23 protein-coding genes are annotated in these 19779 nt (G+C 36.2%); 15 read left to right on the forward strand and 8 right to left on the reverse strand.

Annotated elements, in window-relative coordinates:
- Positions 1-132: 132 nt before the first annotated feature.
- The 12 genes from hisG to PXG98_RS13980 all read left to right on the forward strand — a co-directional run bounded on the left by hisG (position 133) and on the right by PXG98_RS13980 (position 10923).
- Complete coding sequence (gene hisG / locus PXG98_RS13925) at positions 133-990, forward strand: ATP phosphoribosyltransferase (RefSeq protein WP_276392016.1); 858 nt, start codon at positions 133-135, stop codon at positions 988-990.
- The gene (hisD, locus tag PXG98_RS13930) at positions 987-2288 is read left to right on the forward strand and encodes a histidinol dehydrogenase (RefSeq protein WP_276392017.1); all 1302 of its coding nucleotides are present in this window, start codon (positions 987-989) and stop codon (positions 2286-2288) included. The genes hisG and hisD overlap by 4 nt, the downstream gene beginning before the upstream one ends.
- A gap of 18 nt (positions 2289-2306) precedes the next feature.
- A complete protein-coding gene (gene hisC / locus PXG98_RS13935) occupies positions 2307-3347 on the forward strand; it encodes a histidinol-phosphate transaminase (RefSeq protein WP_276392019.1) in 1041 nt (346 codons plus the stop codon).
- A complete protein-coding gene (gene hisB / locus PXG98_RS13940; RefSeq protein ID WP_276392020.1) occupies positions 3344-4501 on the forward strand; it encodes a bifunctional histidinol-phosphatase/imidazoleglycerol-phosphate dehydratase HisB in 1158 nt (385 codons plus the stop codon). Before hisC ends, hisB begins: the two co-directional genes overlap by 4 nt.
- Positions 4502-4538: 37 nt before the next feature.
- Positions 4539-5144: an imidazole glycerol phosphate synthase subunit HisH gene (gene hisH / locus PXG98_RS13945; protein ID WP_276392022.1), complete on the forward strand. Its 606-nt coding sequence runs from the start codon at positions 4539-4541 to the stop codon at positions 5142-5144.
- Positions 5125-5538: a GNAT family N-acetyltransferase gene (locus PXG98_RS13950; protein ID WP_276392025.1), complete on the forward strand. Its 414-nt coding sequence runs from the start codon at positions 5125-5127 to the stop codon at positions 5536-5538. Before hisH ends, PXG98_RS13950 begins: the two co-directional genes overlap by 20 nt.
- The gene (locus PXG98_RS13955) at positions 5535-6311 is read left to right on the forward strand and encodes a 1-(5-phosphoribosyl)-5-[(5-phosphoribosylamino)methylideneamino]imidazole-4-carboxamide isomerase (protein WP_276392027.1); all 777 of its coding nucleotides are present in this window, start codon (positions 5535-5537) and stop codon (positions 6309-6311) included. The genes PXG98_RS13950 and PXG98_RS13955 overlap by 4 nt, the downstream gene beginning before the upstream one ends.
- Positions 6308-6829 carry a DinB family protein gene (locus tag PXG98_RS13960; RefSeq protein ID WP_276392029.1) on the forward strand — a complete coding sequence of 174 codons (522 nt, stop codon included), beginning with the start codon at positions 6308-6310 and terminating at the stop codon, positions 6827-6829. Before PXG98_RS13955 ends, PXG98_RS13960 begins: the two co-directional genes overlap by 4 nt.
- Positions 6830-6831: 2 nt before the next feature.
- Positions 6832-7587 (forward strand): imidazole glycerol phosphate synthase subunit HisF, encoded by a 756-nt coding sequence (hisF, locus tag PXG98_RS13965; RefSeq protein ID WP_276392031.1) that lies wholly within the window; start codon positions 6832-6834, stop codon positions 7585-7587.
- A 24-nt stretch (positions 7588-7611) separates the two neighbouring features.
- A complete protein-coding gene (gene hisIE / locus PXG98_RS13970; RefSeq protein WP_276392757.1) occupies positions 7612-8217 on the forward strand; it encodes a bifunctional phosphoribosyl-AMP cyclohydrolase/phosphoribosyl-ATP diphosphatase HisIE in 606 nt (201 codons plus the stop codon).
- 64 nt (positions 8218-8281) lie between these two features.
- A complete protein-coding gene (locus PXG98_RS13975) occupies positions 8282-9418 on the forward strand; it encodes a vWA domain-containing protein (RefSeq protein ID WP_276392034.1) in 1137 nt (378 codons plus the stop codon).
- 41 nt (positions 9419-9459) lie between these two features.
- Positions 9460-10923 carry an AAA family ATPase gene (locus PXG98_RS13980; protein WP_276392036.1) on the forward strand — a complete coding sequence of 488 codons (1464 nt, stop codon included), beginning with the start codon at positions 9460-9462 and terminating at the stop codon, positions 10921-10923.
- A 35-nt stretch (positions 10924-10958) separates the two neighbouring features.
- On the opposite strand, the gene PXG98_RS13985 is transcribed toward PXG98_RS13980, so the two are convergent.
- Positions 10959-11441: a hypothetical protein gene (locus PXG98_RS13985; protein ID WP_276392038.1), complete on the reverse strand. Its 483-nt coding sequence runs from the start codon at positions 11439-11441 to the stop codon at positions 10959-10961.
- 337 nt (positions 11442-11778) lie between these two features.
- Positions 11779-12219: a hypothetical protein gene (locus PXG98_RS13990; protein WP_276392040.1), complete on the reverse strand. Its 441-nt coding sequence runs from the start codon at positions 12217-12219 to the stop codon at positions 11779-11781.
- Positions 12220-12381: 162 nt separating this feature from the next.
- Between PXG98_RS13990 and truA the strand changes: the two genes are divergently transcribed.
- Positions 12382-13167: a tRNA pseudouridine(38-40) synthase TruA gene (truA, locus tag PXG98_RS13995; RefSeq protein ID WP_276392041.1), complete on the forward strand. Its 786-nt coding sequence runs from the start codon at positions 12382-12384 to the stop codon at positions 13165-13167.
- 6 nt (positions 13168-13173) lie between these two features.
- Here truA and cysM read toward each other — a convergent pair whose 3' ends face one another.
- Both cysM and epsC read right to left on the reverse strand, forming a co-directional pair.
- Positions 13174-14058: a cysteine synthase CysM gene (cysM, locus tag PXG98_RS14000; protein WP_276392042.1), complete on the reverse strand. Its 885-nt coding sequence runs from the start codon at positions 14056-14058 to the stop codon at positions 13174-13176.
- Positions 14051-14842 (reverse strand): serine O-acetyltransferase EpsC, encoded by a 792-nt coding sequence (gene epsC, locus PXG98_RS14005; protein ID WP_276392044.1) that lies wholly within the window; start codon positions 14840-14842, stop codon positions 14051-14053. The genes cysM and epsC overlap by 8 nt, the downstream gene beginning before the upstream one ends.
- Positions 14843-14937: 95 nt before the next feature.
- Between epsC and PXG98_RS14010 the strand changes: the two genes are divergently transcribed.
- Positions 14938-15618, forward strand: coding sequence for a DUF2461 domain-containing protein (locus PXG98_RS14010; protein ID WP_276392045.1), 681 nt, complete (start codon positions 14938-14940; stop codon positions 15616-15618).
- On the opposite strand, the gene PXG98_RS14015 is transcribed toward PXG98_RS14010, so the two are convergent.
- Complete coding sequence (locus PXG98_RS14015) at positions 15610-16017, reverse strand: glyoxalase (protein ID WP_276392046.1); 408 nt, start codon at positions 16015-16017, stop codon at positions 15610-15612. The genes PXG98_RS14010 and PXG98_RS14015 overlap by 9 nt on opposite strands.
- Before the next feature lie 199 nt (positions 16018-16216).
- On the opposite strand from PXG98_RS14015, the gene PXG98_RS14020 reads away from it, so the two are divergent.
- Positions 16217-17092: a DUF72 domain-containing protein gene (locus PXG98_RS14020; RefSeq protein ID WP_276392047.1), complete on the forward strand. Its 876-nt coding sequence runs from the start codon at positions 16217-16219 to the stop codon at positions 17090-17092.
- A gap of 6 nt (positions 17093-17098) precedes the next feature.
- Here PXG98_RS14020 and PXG98_RS14025 read toward each other — a convergent pair whose 3' ends face one another.
- The 3 genes from PXG98_RS14025 to PXG98_RS14035 all read right to left on the reverse strand — a co-directional run bounded on the left by PXG98_RS14025 (position 17099) and on the right by PXG98_RS14035 (position 19599).
- The gene (locus PXG98_RS14025; RefSeq protein ID WP_276392049.1) at positions 17099-17956 is read right to left on the reverse strand and encodes a phosphatidylserine decarboxylase; all 858 of its coding nucleotides are present in this window, start codon (positions 17954-17956) and stop codon (positions 17099-17101) included.
- Positions 17957-17959: 3 nt separating this feature from the next.
- On the reverse strand, positions 17960-18142 hold the full coding sequence (locus PXG98_RS14030) for a hypothetical protein (RefSeq protein WP_276392051.1): 183 nt from the start codon (positions 18140-18142) through the stop codon (positions 17960-17962).
- A gap of 170 nt (positions 18143-18312) precedes the next feature.
- The gene (locus PXG98_RS14035) at positions 18313-19599 is read right to left on the reverse strand and encodes a dipeptidase (protein ID WP_276392052.1); all 1287 of its coding nucleotides are present in this window, start codon (positions 19597-19599) and stop codon (positions 18313-18315) included.
- Positions 19600-19779 lie beyond the last annotated feature (180 nt).

Consider the following 19779-nt stretch of genomic DNA (forward strand, 5'->3'; position numbering starts at 1 on the left):
ATCATCATTTATACACTGGCACTCAGGCGAGGTAGAAATGTATTGTTGTATTCCAAAATATATCGGACCCGTTTGAGAAATCAAGCGGGTTTTGCTTTTAAAGACATCGATATATAATAAATTAAAATTACTATGAATAATTTAAGAATTGCGATCCAAAAGTCGGGTCGACTAAACGAAGATTCTATAAAGATTCTAAAAGAGTGCGGTATTTCTATCGACAACGGAAAGGATCAATTAAAAGCCTCCGCAAAAAACTTTCCGATGGAAGTTTTCTACCTGCGAAATGGAGATATTCCACAATACCTCTTGGATGGGGTAGTAGATATTGCAATTATCGGGGAAAATGTGTTATTAGAAAAGGGCAGCAATATTACAATAACAGAAAAGCTTGGATTTTCCGGATGCAGAGTTTCTTTGGCAGTACCTAAGTCTTTTAAATATAATAATATTAGCGATTTAGAGGGAAAGCGAATTGCGACTTCATATCCCAACACGCTAAAGCAGTACTTACAAAAAAAGGGCATAAATGCCGATCTTCATATTATTAATGGCTCGGTAGAAATAGCGCCAAATATTGGACTTGCAGACGCCATTTGTGACATAGTTTCAAGTGGCAGTACACTTTTTAAAAATAATCTTAAAGAGGTAGAAGTGATGCACAATAGTGAGGCTGTTCTGGCCGTTTCGCCAAAACTTAACAAAGAGGCCAACGAGATTCTGGAAGAATTAAAATTTCGAATTCAAGCTGTACTTAGAGGACGTAAGGCGAAGTACGTATTGATGAATGTACCAGATAATAGCTTAGAAAATGTTATTAAAATTTTGCCAGGAATGCGCAGTCCAACAGTACTCCCTTTAGCCGAAAAAGGATGGAGCTCGGTACATACAGTAATTAAAAAGGACAAATTCTGGGAAGTGATTAAAGAGCTAAAAGTAGCTGGAGCAGAAGGAATTCTTGTTTGTCCGATTGAAAAAATGGTATTATGAACACATATATAAACCCTCTAAAAAGTAATTGGGACAAACTTTTGAAAAGACCAACAGCTTCCCTGGCCGCTATAGAGAATACCGTCTTATCAGTTTTTGAAGAAATTAAAAAGGGTGGGGATGAAGCTGTAAAGGAATATACTAAGAAGTTCGACAAGGTAAATCTACCAGATAGCAGGGTACAAAAGTCGGCATTGGATAAGTCTGCAGATAGTGTTCCACTGGAATTAAAAGAAGCGATACAGATAGCCAAAAGCAATATTGAAAAGTTTCACAAAGCGCAGATTAGTAATCGAGTAGAAGTAGAGACTACTTCGGGAGTTTTATGCTGGCAGGAAAAAAGACCAATTCAAAAAGTTGGCTTATATATTCCCGGGGGAACGGCGCCTCTTTTTTCTACTATATTAATGTTGGCAGTACCTGCAAGTATTGCGGCTTGTCCGGAGATTATCTTATGTACACCTCCAAATAATAAAGGAGAGATAGATCCGGTAATTCTTTATACAGCCAATTTGTGTGGGATACAGAAAGTTTATAAGGTTGGCGGTATTCAGGCTATTGCGGCATTAACTTTTGGAACAGAGACTATTCCAAGGGTTTATAAACTATTTGGACCGGGTAATCAGTATGTTACCGTTGCGAAACAACTGGCTACCAAATTCGGTGTAGCCATTGATATGCCGGCAGGCCCAAGTGAACTATTAGTATTTTCGGATGAGACCGGGATTCCATCCTTTATTGCATCCGATCTATTAAGCCAGGCAGAGCACGGAACGGATAGTCAGGTTATATTGGTAAGTACTTCTCAAAAACTAATTAAAGAAGTAAGTGAAGAGATTGAATTACAGCTAACAAATCTGCCCAGAAAGAATATTGCTGAAAAAGCTATGCAAAACGGTAAATTAATCTTTGTAGAAGATAACCATACAGCAATAGAACTTATAAACGAATATGGTCCTGAACATTTTATAGTATGTTCAAAAGAAGAAGAATATTTTATAGACAATATCCAAAATGCGGGCTCCGTATTTATTGGTAATTTCACGCCAGAAAGTGCAGGCGACTATGCTTCAGGAACAAATCATACACTGCCAACTAATGGTTATGCCAAACAGTACAGTGGAGTTAATCTAGATAGTTTTATGAAGAGTATGACTTTTCAAAAGATTAGTTCTCATGGTTTAAAAAACCTAGGAACTTCCATAGAACTTATGGCCAAAGCGGAGGGCTTGCACGCTCATAAAAATGCCGTAACATTAAGGCTCAAGGAAATAGAGAAGGGATTTAATGATAAGTAAACAACTGGTATTAAAGAAATGGGGTTTAGTTTAAATAAATTGGTAAGGGAAAGTATAAAAGACCTAGTGCCGTATTCATCTGCCAGAGATGAATTCACGTCTAATGGGGAATTTATGATATTTTTAGATGCTAATGAGAGTCCATACCCCAATGGTGTTAATAGATATCCTGATCCTCAGCAAAGAACTCTAAAAGGTGAACTAAGTAAGAAATATAGCGTCCCAGAGACGTCCATTTTATTAGGAAATGGCAGTGATGAAGTTTTAGATTTAATCTATCGTGCTTTTTGTGAACCCCAGATGGATAATATTATTACCATGCCACCAACGTATGGGATGTATAAGGTTTTGGCAGGAATCAATGCAATAGAAAATAGGGAAGTTTACCTCACCGATGAATTTCAATTAGATGTGGAGGGTATCATGAAACAGGTAAATGATAATACGAAGTTAATACTGCTGTGTTCCCCTAATAATCCAACTGCCAATAGTTTTAGTTATGATAGCATAATCTGTTTATTAGAAGGGTTTAAAGGCTTGGTAGTAGTAGATGAGGCGTATATAGATTTTGCTAAGCAAGAAAGCCTGATAAATCGATTGGAAAAATACCCGAATTTAATTGTTACCAGAACTTTTTCTAAAGCCATTGGACTGGCCGGTTTACGGTTGGGAGTTTGCATCGCTTCTGAGGAAGTCATTCAAATATTAAACCGAATTAAACCACCATACAATATTAATGAACTGACGCAGGCAAGAGCTTTACAGGAAATACTAAACGAGGAAATTACTTTAGCCAGAATTGCAGAGATAAATATTGAAAAGGACAGAATGGTAAAGGAGCTTAAGGAAATTGGCTTTATAGAACACATTTATCCTTCGGAAGCAAACTTTATTTTAGTAAAAGTAGATGATGCCAATCTACGGTATAAACAGCTAATAGGTAAAGGGATTGTTATTCGCAATAGATCTTCACAACCTCTTTGTGAAAACTGTCTGCGATTTAGCATAGGTCTTTTTAATGAAAATAATACCCTTATTAGGGCTTTACAAGAATTATGAAACAACAAAAAAAAATAAACAAAACCAAAGTACTCTTTATAGATCGGGATGGTACTTTAATACTGGAACCGGAGGATGAACAAATAGACAGCTTCGACAAAGTAAGTTTTTATCCTCGTGTATTTAGTCAATTGCTTAAAATAGTTGAAGAACTCAATTTTGAAATTGTAATGATTACAAACCAAGACGGGTTAGGCACAGCCTCTTTTCCAGAAAATACCTTTTGGCCAGTTCATGATTTTGTAATTGAATGTTTCAAGAATGAAGGCATAATCTTCTCAGAGGTGTTTATAGATAAGACTTTTGCCCATGAAAACGCAGATACGCGTAAACCAGGAACCGGATTATTGAAAAAGTACTTCACTGAGGATTACGACTTGGAAAATTCGTTTGTTATCGGGGATCGATTAACCGATATTGAGCTGGCAATTAACTTAGGAGCCAAGGGTATTTATATTAATAATACAGAAGATCTAGGAGGGGAGGAAGTAGTAACCCCAAATGATGTTTTACAGAATGCCATTGCATTAGAAACCAACAGTTGGATTTCTATCTATGAATTTCTAAAATTAAACGATAGACAGGCAACAATTTCCAGAATAACAAAAGAAACGGCAATCGAAATTGAGATTGATTTAGATGGTACAGGTAAAGCAGAGATTTCTACAGGTATCGCATTTTTTGATCATATGTTAGAACAGATTTCAAAGCATGGACTAATTGATTTAAAAGTAAACGTTGAGGGAGACCTAGAAGTAGATGAACATCACACTATAGAAGACACAGCTATTGCCTTAGGAGAGGCATTTCATACAGCCATAGGGGATAAACTAGGAGTGGAAAGATATGGCTTTTGTCTACCTATGGATGATTGTCTGGCCCAAGTAGCACTAGACTTTGGAGGACGTAATTGGCTGGTTTGGCAGGCTGAATTTAAGAGAGAAATGATAGGACAAATGCCTACAGAAATGTTTTTTCATTTCTTTAAGTCGTTTTCAGATGGCGCCAAAGCCAATCTAAATATTAAAGCCGAGGGTACCAATGAACATCATAAAATAGAGGCTATTTTTAAAGCTTTTGCCAAGGCAATCAAAATGGCAGTAAAAAGAGATCCTAATAAAATGTTTCTTCCTTCTACAAAAGGAGTGTTATAATACAATACGTATTAAGCGAATAACATAGGTTATACATATGACAACAGTAATAATAGACTATGGAGCAGGGAATATTCAAAGCATTAAGTTTGCTTTTGAAAGACTAGGAATTACACCTAAGTTGACTAAAGATTGGGAAGAAATATCTTCCTCAGATAGGGTTATTTTTCCTGGTGTTGGCGAGGCAAGCAGTGCTATGCGGAAATTGAAGGCCAGTAAATTAGATACTTTAGTACCAACACTTAAACAGCCTGTGCTGGGGATATGCCTTGGTATGCAGTTGATGTGTAACTCTTCCGAAGAAGGCAGCACCAAAGGATTGGGCATATTTGATACTGAGGTAGTTCGTTTTACCAACAAAGTTAAAGTACCACAGATTGGATGGAATCAAATCACAGATCTAAAATCTGGTTTGTTTCATAATATTAATGAACTAGACTATATTTATTTAGTACATAGCTATTACGCCCCAATTAGCGACTATACTATCGCGACTTCAAGTTATGAATTACCTTATAGTAGCGCTCTACGTAAGAATAATTTTTTTGGAGTGCAGTTTCATCCAGAAAAAAGTAGTACCACTGGGGAACAAATTTTAAAAAATTTTATAGAGATGAATCCTTATGATGCATATTCGAATTAGTAGAAATAAGGATGAAATGGATTTAGATCTAATCCATCAATTTCTCTCTGAAAAAGCTTATTGGGCCATAGGACGTACAAAAGCCGACGTTATAAAATCTATGGAAAACTCTATTTGTTTTGGAGTTTTTAGAGAATTCGAACAAATTGCGTTTGCGAGAATTGTCACGGATAGGGTTGTGTTTGGTTGGGTAATGGATTTTTTTGTTGTTGAATCGGAACAGAAAAAAGGTGTTGGGGAATACCTCCTGAGTAGCATCCTGAAAATTCCAGAATTGGAAAATGTAAACGGTTTAGGATTGCGTACAAAAGATGCCCACAACTTTTATGCGAAATATGGATTTGAAAAAATTTTGCATCCCGATACTTGGATGCTTAAAAGAAATTTAAAATGAGACTAATACCTGCAATTGATATTATTGAAGGGAAGTGTGTTCGACTCTCACAAGGCGATTACACTACCAAAAAGATATACAATGAAAGTCCCTTAGAAGTAGCCAAGGCATTTCAAAACCATGGAATTAAGCAGCTGCACTTAGTAGATTTAGATGGTGCAAAAGCAAGTCATATTGTTAATTATAAAGTATTAGAAGAAATTGCTACTAAAACAGATCTTCTGATTGATTTTGGCGGTGGATTAAAATCGGATGAGGATTTGAAGATAGCCTTTAATTCCGGAGCGAGGCAGATTACCGGGGGTAGTATTGCAGTGAAAGACCCGGAAACATTTAACAATTGGCTTATCACCTATGGGGGAGACAAGATAATCCTAGGGGCCGACGTACACCATGATAAAATAGCCATTGCCGGATGGGTGGAAGAAACAGAATTAAAGCTAATTCCATTTGTTAAGGACTATCAGAAAAAAGGGGTTAAATATGTAATATGCACCGATATTCAAAAGGATGGGATGCTTCAAGGGCCTTCTACTCCCTTATATCGAGAGCTATTAGCAAGTACAATGGTTCATAAAACCTCAGTAACGGCGAGTGGGGTGGAAGACAAGGAAGAATTTGGTATTAATCTAATTGCAAGCGGTGGAATAAGTTCCATGGATGACTTAAGAGCGCTTAATACCATTGGTTGTGAAGGAGCCATAATTGGTAAGGCCATATATGAGGAGCGAATTTCGCTTAAACAATTGGAAAGCTATATTATAAATCAATGAAGATAAAAGAGGGAATTTGGGAAAAAGAAATAATTGAAAATGCTTGTTTCCGATTAGATGAGAGCACCCGTATGATTAAAAAATGCCTTCAACTATGGGACAAGGAAGAGATATGGATTAAACCCAATGAGGTTTCTAATAGTGTCGGTAATTTAGTTTTACACATTTGTGGCAATATGTCCCAGTATATTATTTCCTCTCTGGGAGAGAAACCAGATAATCGAAATCGTAAGAAAGAATTTAATACCGATAATGGTCCTGAATTAAATTTGTTGATAACTCAATTAGAAAGAACGGTTAGCGATTCCAAAAAAGTCTTGAGAGCTACTGGTAAAAAAGAGTTTCTAAAATATAGAAAAGTACAGGGTTTTGAATTCTCGGGCATCGGGCTAGTAATGCACGCTGTAGAACATTATTCTTATCATACAGGCCAGATTGCTATTTGGACCAAAATGATTAAAAACAAGGATTTGGGATTTTATAATGGACTAGATTTAAATAAAACTAACGAAATCTGAAAATGCTTACAAAAAGAATTATACCCTGTTTAGATATTAAAGACGGACGAACGGTTAAAGGAGTCAACTTTGTAGCACTACGAGATGCGGGAGATCCGGTAGAATTGGCGGAAATTTATGCAAGAGAAGGCGCGGATGAATTAGTTTTTTTGGATATATCTGCCACCGAAGAAAAGCGTAAAACACTAGTAAAACTGGTAAGAGACGTTGCCGCAAAAGTTAATATTCCTTTTACAGTAGGTGGAGGAATTTCTTCTGTAAACGATGTTGACGTATTATTACAGAATGGGGCAGACAAAGTGTCCATAAATTCATCCGCAGTTAAGAATCCAGATTTAATAGACAACTTGGTTGCCAAATTTGGTTCTCAATGTATTGTCGTAGCCATTGATGCAAAGAAAATTAGAGATGTTTGGAAAGTGCATCTGGTAGGGGGCAAAGTACCTACGGAATTTGAACTTTTTTCCTGGGCAAAAGAAGTTGAAGAAAGGGGGGCGGGTGAGATTTTATTTACCTCTATGGATCATGATGGTACTAAAAATGGCTTTGCAAATAAAGCCTTGAATAGACTTTCAACAGAAAGAAATATTCCTATTATAGCTTCAGGCGGAGCAGGAAATACAAGTCATTTTGTAGATGCATTTATAAAAGGGAAAGCAGACGCCGCTTTGGCAGCAAGTGTTTTTCATTTTAAGGAAATTCGCTTTGTTGAATTAAAAGGGATTCTTAGACAAAATGGTATCCCTGTAAGATTGTAATTATAGTATAAAGTAAGACATATGATGGATATAGCTTTTGATAAAAGTACTGATGGCTTAGTACCTGCCATAATTCAGGATGATAGTACCTCTAAGGTTTTGATGCTTGGATATATGAATGAAAAGGCATTAGAACAGACTACTTTATTAGGAAAGGTTACTTTTTTTAGTCGAAGTAAAAAGAGACTATGGACAAAAGGGGAGGATAGTGGTAATTATTTAAAGTTAGTCAGTATAAAACTAGACTGCGATAAGGATACGCTTTTAGTCCGTGTAAATCCAGTAGGTCCTACCTGTCACCTAGGCAGCGACACCTGTTGGAACGAAATAAATGAAGCCTCTTATGGTTTTATTTCAAAATTGGAAGAAGTAATCTCTGAGCGAAAAAATGATAACGCTGAGAGTAAGAGTTATGTAAATTCCCTTTTTAGGTCGGGTATCAACAAAATTGCACAGAAAGTTGGGGAGGAAGCTGTGGAAACAGTTATTGAGGCCATGGATAATAACAACCGCTTATTTTTAGAAGAGAGTTCTGATTTGCTGTTTCATTATTTAATCTTGCTACAGGCAAAGGGCTACACTTTAAAGGACATAGAGGAAGTTTTAAGAAAACGTCATAAGGAGCAATAGCTCAAAATAGTTAAGTTTTCTTTAAATAAGTAAACAATTTTCCTAAATGTAGTATTTTTAATAAATGACTATGAAAACAGGAAAAGGATTTGTATTCCGTACTTATAATGCACCAAATCTCACTCCTTTCGAAAAGCTTTTTGAAATATTTCAAGAATTGATTACACATACTTCAGGAGATGTAGACGAAGCCCTAGACTGGTTAAGAGAATTAGATGAAGAATATGGGCTTACTGATGAGGACTATACTATCGATGATTTTATAGAAGACCTGAAGGACAAAGGATACTTAAGAGAAGAAATAGAGCCCGGCAATGAAGGGGAAGGACCAGGAGAGGCCAATCTCTCTATTACCGCAAAAATGGAACGAATAATTAGGCAGCATGCTTTAGATCAAATATTTGGAAAATTAAAGAGAAGTGGCAGTGGTAATCATCATACGGGAAAAGCCGGCCGAGGAGATGAACATACAGGAGATTTTCGGGAATATCGCTATGGGGATTCTTTAGAGAATATTTCTATGACCGAGAGTCTTAAAAATGCACAAATAAATCATGGGATGGACAGTTTCTTCCTCTCGGAAGATGATTTAGTAGTAGAGGATACGCATTATAAGGCACAGATGAGTACTGTTCTTATGATAGATATTAGTCATTCTATGATTCTTTATGGGGAGGATAGAATTACACCAGCTAAGAAAGTAGCTATGGCTTTGTCAGAGCTTATAACAACAAGATATCCGAAGGATACCCTGGACATACTAGTATTTGGCAACGATGCTTGGCCAATCCCAATAAAAGACTTGCCTTATCTAAAGGTAGGACCATATCATACGAATACCGTAGCGGGCTTACAATTAGCCATGGATATTCTCAGAAGAAAAAGAAACACCAATAAACAGATTTTTATGATTACCGATGGCAAACCCAGTTGTCTGCGAATGCCGGATGGTAGTTATTATAAAAATAGTGTTGGCTTGGACGATTTTATTGTGGAAAAGTGTTACAATACCGCCAGACAAGCTAGAAAACTTCATATTCCCATTACCACTTTTATGATTGCCCAAGATCCCTATTTAAGACAATTTATAAGGTATTTTACCGAAGCGAACAAGGGAAAGGCCTTTTATACTGGTTTGGACGGCTTGGGAGAGATGATTTTTGAAGATTATGAGAAAAACAGAAAAAGAAAACTAAAATAAATTTGCCTTGACTATACAATTAGTCAAAAGAAAAAGAATATATGGACTATAAAAAAATAAAGAATTTGGGAGATTTAAAAGCCGCTGGCTATGCTTCCAAAGGTATAAAGGAAGAGCTTAGAGACAATCTGATAGCAAAGATTAAAAAAGGGGAGAATACGTTCAAGGGTATTTGGGGATACGAAGATTCTGTTATTCCTGAACTGGAAAGAGCTATCCTGTCTAGGCATAATATTAATTTATTAGGGCTTCGAGGCCAGGCAAAGACCCGTTTAGCCAGAATGATGGTTCATCTTTTAGACGAATGGATTCCAGTAGTTGAAGGTTCCGAGATAAATGATGATCCTTTAAAACCAATCTCTCGATTTAGTCTTGAAACAATAAAAGAACATGGGGATAAAACTCCTATTTCCTGGATACATAGAGAGGATCGATTTTTTGAAAAACTTGCCACTCCAGACGTTACCGTAGCGGATTTAATTGGAGATGTAGACCCTATAAAGGCTGCAAATCTTAAACTTTCTTATGCAGACGATAGAGTTATTCATTTTGGAATGATTCCTAGGGCGAACAGGTGTATTTTTGTAATAAATGAACTCCCAGACCTTCAGTCGAGGATTCAGGTTTCTCTGTTTAATATTTTACAGGAAGGAGATATACAAATACGAGGTTTTAAACTAAGACTGCCTTTGGATATTCAGTTTGTTTTTACAGCAAACCCGGAAGACTATACCAATAGGGGTAGTATAGTTACACCTTTAAAAGATAGGATTGGTTCTCAAATATTAACCCATTATCCCGAAGAAGTATCTATTGCCAAAAGAATTACTGCTCAGGAAGCAAAGTTAGACGAGAGACAGTCTAATAGTATCTATGTCCCGGAACTGGCTAAAGATCTTTTAGAACAGATTAGTTTTGAAGCAAGAACCAGCGAATTTGTAGATGCTAAGAGTGGCGTAAGTGCCAGAACAAGTATAACTGGTTTCGAAAATTTATTGAGTACCGCAGAACGGAGAAGTCTTATTACCGGAGACAATAAAACCAAAGTAAGACTATCCGATTTTATGGGTGTAATTCCTTCCATTACCGGTAAAATTGAATTGGTCTATGAAGGGGAGCAAGAAGGAGCAGACAAAGTAGCCTTAAACCTAATTGAAGATGCCATAAAATCTTTGTTCCCGAACTACTTTCCTAAAATACAGAAATTAGAGAATAAAGATACTCCTTCACCTTACGACGATATTATACATTGGTTCTTTGAAAGTGAAGGTTTAGAATTAATGGATGCCTTAGCAGATAAGGAATATGAGAATATTCTTGATAATATTCCGGAGCTAAATGAATTGGTAAAAAAATATCAGGAAGACGTTCCTAAAAAAGATAGTTATTTCTTAAAGGAGTTTCTTCTTTGGGGTTTGGTTGCGCATAATAAGCTTAGTAAGCAAAGAGTGCAAAGAGGATATCAATTCAAAGATTTATACGGTAGTTTTATTAGTCGTTTGTAGGTAATAAATAGCCTTTTTGGGACCTTTCCAACTTATTAGGACCATGAATCAATATTTTCATTGATATTATCAAAGGAGTAAGGACCGATAGACCGTACCCGATGTAAAACTGCTATTAGAGTAAGTAGTATTAAGAAGATTTGCAGGCTTATGATGGTTATTCCAAAGGTCATAAAAGTCTCTGGCATTATATGATCCTGGTACTTTCCGTAGCTTAATAATATATACAGAGTATCCATAGCCTTAAAAATATATACAAGGAATACGCCGTATAAAGCATATTCTAGATTTCTCATTTGTGGATCGGTATACTCGTCTTCTCTTATTTTAAACTTTAAAACGTATAAATAAACAAAATGAATTCCTACCAAAAGTGGAAAAATGTAATTATCAATTTTGAAAAAATAGAATTTGTTTGTGTATAAGCCATAGAAATTAAAAACTACCAAAAGAAGTAGAGTAGCTATCGTAAAGGCTATACATCGTTTCCAATTAATAAGAGATAAAAGTGCATTCATAGTAAGTAGGTTTTTGGGTCTTTGGGTAACGTCTGCACAAATTAACGGACTGCTAATTTCTTTATTTCAATATTTTCGATGAAGCGTAAACATTGTTGGGTAATCGTAAAATAGTGTTGCGAAAACCCCAAAAATTAGAATAGGAAAGATAGGTTTATCTCCAAATGCCTCTGAGGCTGAAATCTAATATAGTCCATGCCCAAAATATTTACAAAGACATCTTAAATCTAATTTCTAACCTATATTAATTAACACCTAAAACGAGCAACAACAATTTATTATCTGGACTCTTGCATAGCATTAATTCTGATAAACATAATCTATTAAAACAGAACTGCTACCTAAGCCAAGCTTTTTTAATTGAAAATCGGGAATACTGCACTAATGCTCCCCCAATAAGAATTACAAATAGGGGAACTACTACTCCTTGAACCGTACCATAGACTTCGGAAGCATTGGTCATAAAAAAGGAATGCCCCATCTGAATAACAATGGCTACAAATGATAAAAGCAATACCGGTTTCGCCCATCTTTTCCTTAAAATGAGTGCAATACATCCCAATAATCCACCCCAAACTGCTATGGCAAAAACAGCTGTAACCCAAGCAGGCGTGCTTTCCATAAGACCTAATTGTTCCGCGGTTAAGTCAGCTTTTGATTCCTCGGTCATATAGGCTTGTCCTAAATAAGCTAAAACCCCCATTAAATTCCATAAAAGAGCCAAAATGTTCACTATCCAAAACCACATAGGTGGTTTGTTTGTATTTTGTTTAGTCATGATTAAATAGTTTAGTTTGTTTGTCATTTACAAAATACAAAATTTTCATTCTCACTAAAGCAATATTGGTTAATTTAACGGAGGAGGAGTTTTCCATATTTCGCTAAGGCCAACAGTCAATAAATTAAGAAATGACTACGGCCGATAGAATAAATACGGTTTATGAGAAACAGACATTTTTATTTGTGTAGAGTGCAGTTTTTAGGTTTTCGCTATAGTGGCTGGCAAAAGCAACCCGGCCAAAAGACAATAGAGGGAATGCTTATAAAAACACTGAAATATATCCTGCCACAACGAAGACTAAAAATACTCGGTGCCGGAAGAACTGATGCCAAAGTTTCCGCATTAAATGCGGCCTTTACCCTAATATTAGACGGCGAACCAATTGGGGAACTAAATGATTTTGTGCAGGAGCTTAACATAAACTTACCGCCAGATATTCGTGTATTAGACATTAGCACTTCTTCTAGGGAATTTAATATTATTCAGGACAGTAAACAAAAGGAATACCATTACTTTTTTTCCTTTTCAAAAAAATTCCATCCATTTTGTGCGCCATTTATGGCAAATTTTATGTTCCCTTTAGATATTGATAAGATGAAACAGTGTTCTACGGCTTTTCAGGGAACCCATAGCTTTCACAATTATACGGCCAATAAAACTTCCAAGAAATCTTTTATAAGAACTGTTCAAACTTGCTCTCTAGAGATTAATAGTCAACTAAAGGCTAATTTTTTTCCAGAAACGAGCTATGTCCTAAAAATAAAAAGTAAAGGCTTTGGACGTTATCAGGTACGAATGATTATGGGTGCCCTATTATTAGTAGGTGAAGGCAAATTATCACTTACCGATATTAAGCAATCTTTAATACAGGGCAATGCGCTAAAAATTTCCAAAATAGCTCCGGGCTCTGGCTTACTTCTTAATGACCTTAGTTTTGATCAATAACTGAGATTAATCAAATAGATCAGAAGAAAGATAACGATCTCCTCTATCACAGATAATAGAGACAATAGTTCCTGATTTTAATGTTGAAGCTAGCTGTAAGGCTGCAAAAGTGGCACCCCCACTGCTCATACCAGCAAAAATACCTTCTTCTTTTGCCAATCTACGGGCTGTTTCCCTAGCCTGGGATTCGCTTACCTCAAAAATCTGATCAACTTTTTGTTTGTTATAAATTTTTGGTAAATATGCCTCTGGCCATTTTCGTATTCCCGGTATTCTTGAATTATCTGTAGGTTGAACGCCGACAATAGATATATTTTCATTTTTCTCTTTCAGATAGGTCGAAGTACCCATAATAGTACCTGTAGTACCCATGGAAGATACAAAATGTGTTATCTCATGATTAGTATCTTCCCACACTTCAGGACCAGTACTGCTATAATGTGCTTTCCAGTTATCCTCATTCGCAAACTGATTGATCATATAAAAGCCTTCTTCTTTCACTTTATTTTCGGCATAATCTCTTGCACCTTCAATCCCAATATCTGAAGAGGTAAGTGTAACTTTGGCTCCATAGGCTTTCATTGTCTGTACTCTTTCTTTAGTAGAGTTCTCAGGCATTACTAATTCTATTTGGAGACCGTAAAGTCTGGCTATCATGGCGAGTGCTATTCCGGTATTACCACTCGTAGCTTCTATTAGTTTGGTGTTTTTATCAAAATCTCCTCTTTCCAGACCCTTCTGAATCATATTATGAGCAGCCCTGTCCTTAACGCTACCTCCAGGATTGTGTCCCTCCATTTTAAAATAGAGTTTTACATTGGAATTATTATTTAAAGATTTGGAAAGTACCAGAGGGGTTTTTCCAATTAAACTGATCATTGTATTAGACATTTGGCATGGTTTTGATTTTTATATCCGGTTTGTGGAATACAGTAGAGTTTGAAGGCACTGAAGAAGTAATCCAAGCATTTCCACCTATGACAGAATTCTCACCAACCACGGTATTACCTCCTAATATAGTGGCATTAGCATAGATGGTAACATTATTCTCTATGGTAGGATGTCTTTTCGTCTTCTGCAACTTTTTCTCTACGTACAAAGCCCCTAAGGTAACTCCCTGGTATATTTTTACATTGTCTTTAATAATTGCAGTCTCTCCAATAACTACCCCTGTGGCATGATCAATAAAGAAAGACTTGCCAATATCTGCTCCCGGGTTGATATCTACACCGGTTTGTCTATGGGCGTATTCCGTCATTAATCGAGGAACCAATGGAAAACCTTTCTTATATAATTCATGAGCAAGTCTGTATATAGCAATGGCATAAAAGCCAGGGTACGCCATATAAACTTCTTCTAGGGATAATGAGGCAGGATCACAATTTGCAATGGTAGTTGCGTCTAGGTTTAGCTTCTGTAAAACCTCGGGTAATTTCTCCAAGTAGCTGTCCCATATTTTGGCACAAGGTTTTTCTACGTCCCAACAAGCCAATTGCACCAAACGATCGAACTTTTTTTCTAATAGGTCAATGTTAGATTCCACTGGCGTCTCAATATCAAAAAGCGTGAGAAACAATAAATCCGTAAACGCTTCAGCCTCCCGTTTTAAACTATAGCGCAAATTAGGCTGTTTTTTATGTTCCTTAATTTTCTGAACTATACTTGATCTACTCATATATTTATTGGTTATAGACCAAATTTAACCAATAAATAAAAAGTGACTTCTTCAAAATGGTTAACTTTAGCATAAAATTAATACTACCAATTAATATGGGAAATACGGCAGTCTCTAAGGAAGCATTTGGCTTTTTAAAGAAATTAAAAGAAAATAATAACAGGGAATGGTTTGCTGAAAATAAGCCGCACTTTAAGGAAATAGAAACAGAGGTAAAAGACTTTTATAACCATCTTTTAGAGAAAATGAAAGAACATGATGATATAGAAAAATTGAAAATGTTTCGGATTTATAGGGATGTACGCTTCTCCAAAGACAAATCTCCTTATAAACCGCATTTTGCCGGTTCCATGTCTAGGAATGGAGCTCAGCTAAGAGGTGGATATTACCTACAACTAAAACCTGGGGAAACCTTTATTGCAGCAGGTTTCTGGGAACCTAACAAGGAAGATCTTTATAGAATAAGAAAAGAATTAGAATTAGATAGTACTAGTTTTAAATCTGTTGTAGAGAATTCTCACTTTAAAAAAGTATGGGGTGGGTTAGAAGGGGATGAAGTGAAGACGGCTCCAAAAGGCTTTTCTAAATCAGATGCCAATATAGATTTAATCAGAAAAAAAGCATTTATTTTTATCAGACGTTTTACGGATAAAGAAGTACTTGCTTCAAATTTTGCTGATGAAGTGAATTTCTCTTTTAAAGAAATAAGGCCATTTTTCGATCTGATGAGTGATATTCTAACAACGAATTTAAATGGCGAATCCTTATTAAACTAAGGCGGCTACTTCAAAGGCCTGCACCTGGTCTTTAAGTCGTTCTATGACCATATTCATCATTCTTTTATTTAGAGAGGATGAATTTTTGATGTATTCTATATACTCTTCAACTGAAAACTGACCTATAATTATACCTTTGAGGGAATTTCGAAACTTTATGTCTTTTTGGATAGAATTTTCGATGTAGTTAAGTCTGCCTTCAACACTGAGCTCATAAAATGCCTTCTTGTGTTTCGTTATGTAGTTCTTAAAAACTTCAATCAGCAATACGTTTTGTAATTTCAGAATTGGTCTTAATGTTTCATTTTGGAATCTTTCGTCCGAAGACATGTTGGGTAATATTTTCGCATTTGCCAAATTGGGTCGTATTCTCAATAATTGTGAGCTGCGTTCGTCCATTGCCTTAGTTTTTATAAAATTAGAGAATAAGATTTCTTTTCTTAAAACATCGAAGATTACTTGTTAACGGGTTTATAAACATCCGAAGGAAGTCTATTATTTAAATATCACATTGCGGATGAACTTGAGTACGGTATTGTTAAGAATACCAATAACGATTTGTACTTTTATTACGTGCATATAAAAATTAGCTGTTAGAATGAAATTTGGCAAAGTGGAACATCCGGAATTGATAGATTACGCCTTACCTGAAGACCGTTTCAATTCGACGCAACTCTTTAGAAATAAAGGAAAAGAACAAACCATTGAATTATATGTTGGAACCGCCAAATGGGGAAAAAAAGACTTGAAGAATTTCTATCCTAAAGGAATCAAGGAAGAACTTCCATTTTATGCAAAACAGTTTAATTGTATTGAATTGAATGCTACCTTCTATAGAATCTTCCCTAGAGAGCAGTATATTAAGTGGAAAACAATGGTTCCCACAGATTTTAGATTTTTTCCAAAGATGGTTCAAAATGTTAGTCACCTTAGACGTCTAAACGAAATGGCCTATCCTGCTTTAGAACGATATCTAGATGCAACCGCCAATTTCGAAAATAATCTAGGTACTATTTTTCTTCAAATGCACCCTAATTTTGGTCCAAAAAATTGGGACAGGGTGGTTCATTTTGTAGAAAATTGGCCTAAAGAATTTGCATTAGCCTTGGAATTTAGACATGAGGACTGGTTCCGGGATGAATTTCTTTCACAGGAGCTTTACCACTTATTAGAGACCAATAACATTTCCAATATATTGGTTGATACCGCGGGAAGAAGAGACTTACTGCATATGCGTCTCACAAACAATGAGGCCTTTATACGTTTTGTCGCTACGAATCAGGAAGTGGATTACGAAAGGATAAACACTTGGGTTAACAAACTAGAACAATGGCAAAAAAGTGGATTACGCAAAATAGACTTTTTTATTCATCAGACCATGCAAAGTGATTCTTCCTTATTGGCCACTTTTCTTATCGAAAACTTAAATAAACGCCTAAATTCGAGACTAGTCATCCCTAAGTCCATAAAATAAATAACCTTAATAGACAGATCCTACTTCTACAAAAGAGTTAAGCCTGTGATACTTAGGACCAATAGGAGCTGCAATACAGCAGGTAGATCCTAAATAAAAAATACTAATTTCTGCTAGCTTATCTACTTTCTGTCCCAGTCTTATTCCTTTAGGAAGTTTTATAGTACCCACAGCCGGACCGCCTACAATAGAAAGAAACCATGTACGCCCATCTTTATCAATAATATCTATGTTGTAACGCTCGTTTCTAAAAGCTGGCAAAGAGGGGTTTTGCTTATAAATCCAAGGCCTGAGTATCACCAAATCGCCTGGAATATGCTGAATACGACTTATGGTGCCTTCTACAGGGGAGTGTATTCTATGATAATTCTTGTTATGCAGAAAAATATTTGTAAAGACATAGTCTTGTGGTATCTGTTCTTTGGTGCGCCCAAAAATGGTCCAAATATTCCTTTTATCCCCTTTAACGGAAGAAACTTTCTGCTCACTAATCCGGCTAATATCGCAGAGTAAGCCCTCACATGGCCAGACCCAATCGCTGGCATTTTTTGGAATTTCTTTAAATCTTCTTATAAAAAAGTCCTGAAAACTCTCGAACTTACTTTTTCCTTCTGGCGGTTGAAACTTGGACAAGTAATTCGAATCTTTATAATAAAACCTCACATAAGGTTTAATTATACTTTTGGTAAATGATTTATTGTAAATAGAAGCGTAATATGCAGAAATTCCACGTTGAATATTACCGGGAACATTTCCCCAAAGGTCAATGGCAATAAACTTATATAGCTTGGCTCTCCATCTTGGAACTTGGAATACTTTGAAATACGGATCAGAGTATTCTAAAATATCTTTAACAGCCTCCATAGACTAGCTGTAGTTATACCAATTAGACTTTGATGGAACTGCAGAGGGGCATTTCCACTCTAATTTGATCTCTAGAGTTTCAACCGGAATTGCCGCTTGTTTTTCTTTGTCTGACGAAATGTCTTCAATGTAGTTTGTGGATAATAGCATGATAAAGGCTATTACATATTTACTGATCGTTTGCATGATGAAATTGGTTTAATTTTACTAAAGCTATTCAATTTCATCTGGGTGCTTAAAATAATTAAGAAAACATTATTGATACCTTAACAAATTTTATCAATTGCCCATGGCTAAGTGTTAATACCATTATAAAACTTTGGAAGTTTTCTTAAAAAAAGTAGTCTATCAGCCATTTATTCCGGAACAGTTCTGGCATATTCTTGTACCGCATCCAAAACTCGAAGTAGGTTTTCTCCCCACAATTTCGCTATGTCCACTTCAGAATATCCTCTTTTCACTAATTCTAAGGTTATATTAAAGGTTTCGGAAGCATCATTCCAACCTGAAATACCACCACCACCATCAAAATCTGAGCTAATACCTACATGGTCGATACCAATTAGTTGAACCATATAGTCTATATGATCTACAAAATCAGCAACATTTACAGCGGAAGGAGTATCTGACTTTTGGTCCCAAATAGCATGTGCCACCTTTGCAATCGCCTTGCGGTTTTTAGAAAAATTCTGTTTTTCAGATACACTCAGATTCTTATATTCAGAGCGATCATACCAGCTTAGGCCCAAAGAATCACCAACAGCCTTATATATTTCTTTATAAAAGAGATCCCGCTTTTCTTTCTTCTCCCTGTTTACGTATGTATCCAAAGCGACAGTTTGCACCACCCCACCGTTCTCCTTAATTAATTGAAGCTGTTCATCGGTTAAATTTCTGCTATGATCACATAAGGATCTTGAGGAGGAATGTGATGCAATTATAGGGGCCTTTGAGAGCTCAATAATGTCCGTCATAGAACGATAAGAAACATGAGAAACATCTATCATTATACCCAGCCTATTCATCTCATTAACAGCATTTCTACCTAATTCACTTAAACCATTATGTAACCACTCATTATTTGCTTCACCTGTGTGTGAATCACAAAATTGACTATGCCCGTTATGGGCAAGGGAAACATAGCGTGCTCCCAGCGCATAGTAGGTCTCAAAGGCAGAAATGTCTTCCCCCATGGGATACGCATTTTCTACACCAATCATCGCTACTCGTCTGCCGGACTTATGAATCTTCCTAACCTCGTCGGAGGTTAGAGCCAAGCCAATTTGATCTGGAGCAAATTCTTCACATAACTTATGAATTGCTTCAAATTTAGCCATGGCGTTCGCCTTGGCATTTTTATAACCCGAAGGGTTTAAAGAGTCTTGTCCGGTATATACAATAAACCACGCTACATCTAAGCCACCTTCTATCATTTTAGGCAGATTTACCTGCGTTTCAAGGTCTTGAGTATAATTTATACTGTCCGTAAAATTAGCCACGTTTATGTCGTCATGCGTATCAATTGTTATGACTCTTTCATGAATTGCTTTGGCTTTAGCTAACATATTTTCAGGGGATTTGGATTTAGTTCCATCACAAGAAAGAACGGCCAAAAGGCAAAAAACACCAATATATTGTCGCATTTGTAAGAATTTATACCTACAAATAAAGCCATTTTACAACAGTATATCAACCCTAGGTAACATTTAATTGTATAAGGCGCATCATTGGCGGATTTTTAACTTAATTAATAAAAGACCGTCAGGGTTTTTAGGCCTTCATCGACAAAGTGAAGACCATTTCCCGACAAAAACCGCCATAAT

This window comes from Eudoraea chungangensis (assembly GCF_029360665.1).
Lineage (GTDB): Bacteria > Bacteroidota > Bacteroidia > Flavobacteriales > Flavobacteriaceae > Eudoraea > Eudoraea chungangensis.

What these genes read in the sequence shown, in the direction of transcription:
- hisG (WP_276392016.1), top strand. Translation starts at nt 133, where the DNA reads ATGAATAATTTAAGAATTGCGATCCAAAAGTCGGGTCGACTAAACGAA.
- hisD (WP_276392017.1), top strand. Translation starts at nt 987, where the DNA reads ATGAACACATATATAAACCCTCTAAAAAGTAATTGGGACAAACTTTTG.
- hisC (WP_276392019.1), top strand. Translation starts at nt 2,307, where the DNA reads ATGGGGTTTAGTTTAAATAAATTGGTAAGGGAAAGTATAAAAGACCTA.
- hisB (WP_276392020.1), top strand. Translation starts at nt 3,344, where the DNA reads ATGAAACAACAAAAAAAAATAAACAAAACCAAAGTACTCTTTATAGAT.
- hisH (WP_276392022.1), top strand. Translation starts at nt 4,539, where the DNA reads ATGACAACAGTAATAATAGACTATGGAGCAGGGAATATTCAAAGCATT.
- PXG98_RS13950 (WP_276392025.1), top strand. Translation starts at nt 5,125, where the DNA reads ATGATGCATATTCGAATTAGTAGAAATAAGGATGAAATGGATTTAGAT.
- PXG98_RS13955 (WP_276392027.1), top strand. Translation starts at nt 5,535, where the DNA reads ATGAGACTAATACCTGCAATTGATATTATTGAAGGGAAGTGTGTTCGA.
- PXG98_RS13960 (WP_276392029.1), top strand. Translation starts at nt 6,308, where the DNA reads ATGAAGATAAAAGAGGGAATTTGGGAAAAAGAAATAATTGAAAATGCT.
- hisF (WP_276392031.1), top strand. Translation starts at nt 6,832, where the DNA reads ATGCTTACAAAAAGAATTATACCCTGTTTAGATATTAAAGACGGACGA.
- hisIE (WP_276392757.1), top strand. Translation starts at nt 7,612, where the DNA reads ATGGATATAGCTTTTGATAAAAGTACTGATGGCTTAGTACCTGCCATA.
- PXG98_RS13975 (WP_276392034.1), top strand. Translation starts at nt 8,282, where the DNA reads ATGACTATGAAAACAGGAAAAGGATTTGTATTCCGTACTTATAATGCA.
- PXG98_RS13980 (WP_276392036.1), top strand. Translation starts at nt 9,460, where the DNA reads ATGGACTATAAAAAAATAAAGAATTTGGGAGATTTAAAAGCCGCTGGC.
- PXG98_RS13985 (WP_276392038.1), bottom strand. Translation starts at nt 11,441, where the DNA reads ATGAATGCACTTTTATCTCTTATTAATTGGAAACGATGTATAGCCTTT.
- PXG98_RS13990 (WP_276392040.1), bottom strand. Translation starts at nt 12,219, where the DNA reads ATGACTAAACAAAATACAAACAAACCACCTATGTGGTTTTGGATAGTG.
- truA (WP_276392041.1), top strand. Translation starts at nt 12,382, where the DNA reads ATGAGAAACAGACATTTTTATTTGTGTAGAGTGCAGTTTTTAGGTTTT.
- cysM (WP_276392042.1), bottom strand. Translation starts at nt 14,058, where the DNA reads ATGTCTAATACAATGATCAGTTTAATTGGAAAAACCCCTCTGGTACTT.
- epsC (WP_276392044.1), bottom strand. Translation starts at nt 14,842, where the DNA reads ATGAGTAGATCAAGTATAGTTCAGAAAATTAAGGAACATAAAAAACAG.
- PXG98_RS14010 (WP_276392045.1), top strand. Translation starts at nt 14,938, where the DNA reads ATGGGAAATACGGCAGTCTCTAAGGAAGCATTTGGCTTTTTAAAGAAA.
- PXG98_RS14015 (WP_276392046.1), bottom strand. Translation starts at nt 16,017, where the DNA reads ATGGACGAACGCAGCTCACAATTATTGAGAATACGACCCAATTTGGCA.
- PXG98_RS14020 (WP_276392047.1), top strand. Translation starts at nt 16,217, where the DNA reads ATGAAATTTGGCAAAGTGGAACATCCGGAATTGATAGATTACGCCTTA.
- PXG98_RS14025 (WP_276392049.1), bottom strand. Translation starts at nt 17,956, where the DNA reads ATGGAGGCTGTTAAAGATATTTTAGAATACTCTGATCCGTATTTCAAA.
- PXG98_RS14030 (WP_276392051.1), bottom strand. Translation starts at nt 18,142, where the DNA reads ATGCAAACGATCAGTAAATATGTAATAGCCTTTATCATGCTATTATCC.
- PXG98_RS14035 (WP_276392052.1), bottom strand. Translation starts at nt 19,599, where the DNA reads ATGCGACAATATATTGGTGTTTTTTGCCTTTTGGCCGTTCTTTCTTGT.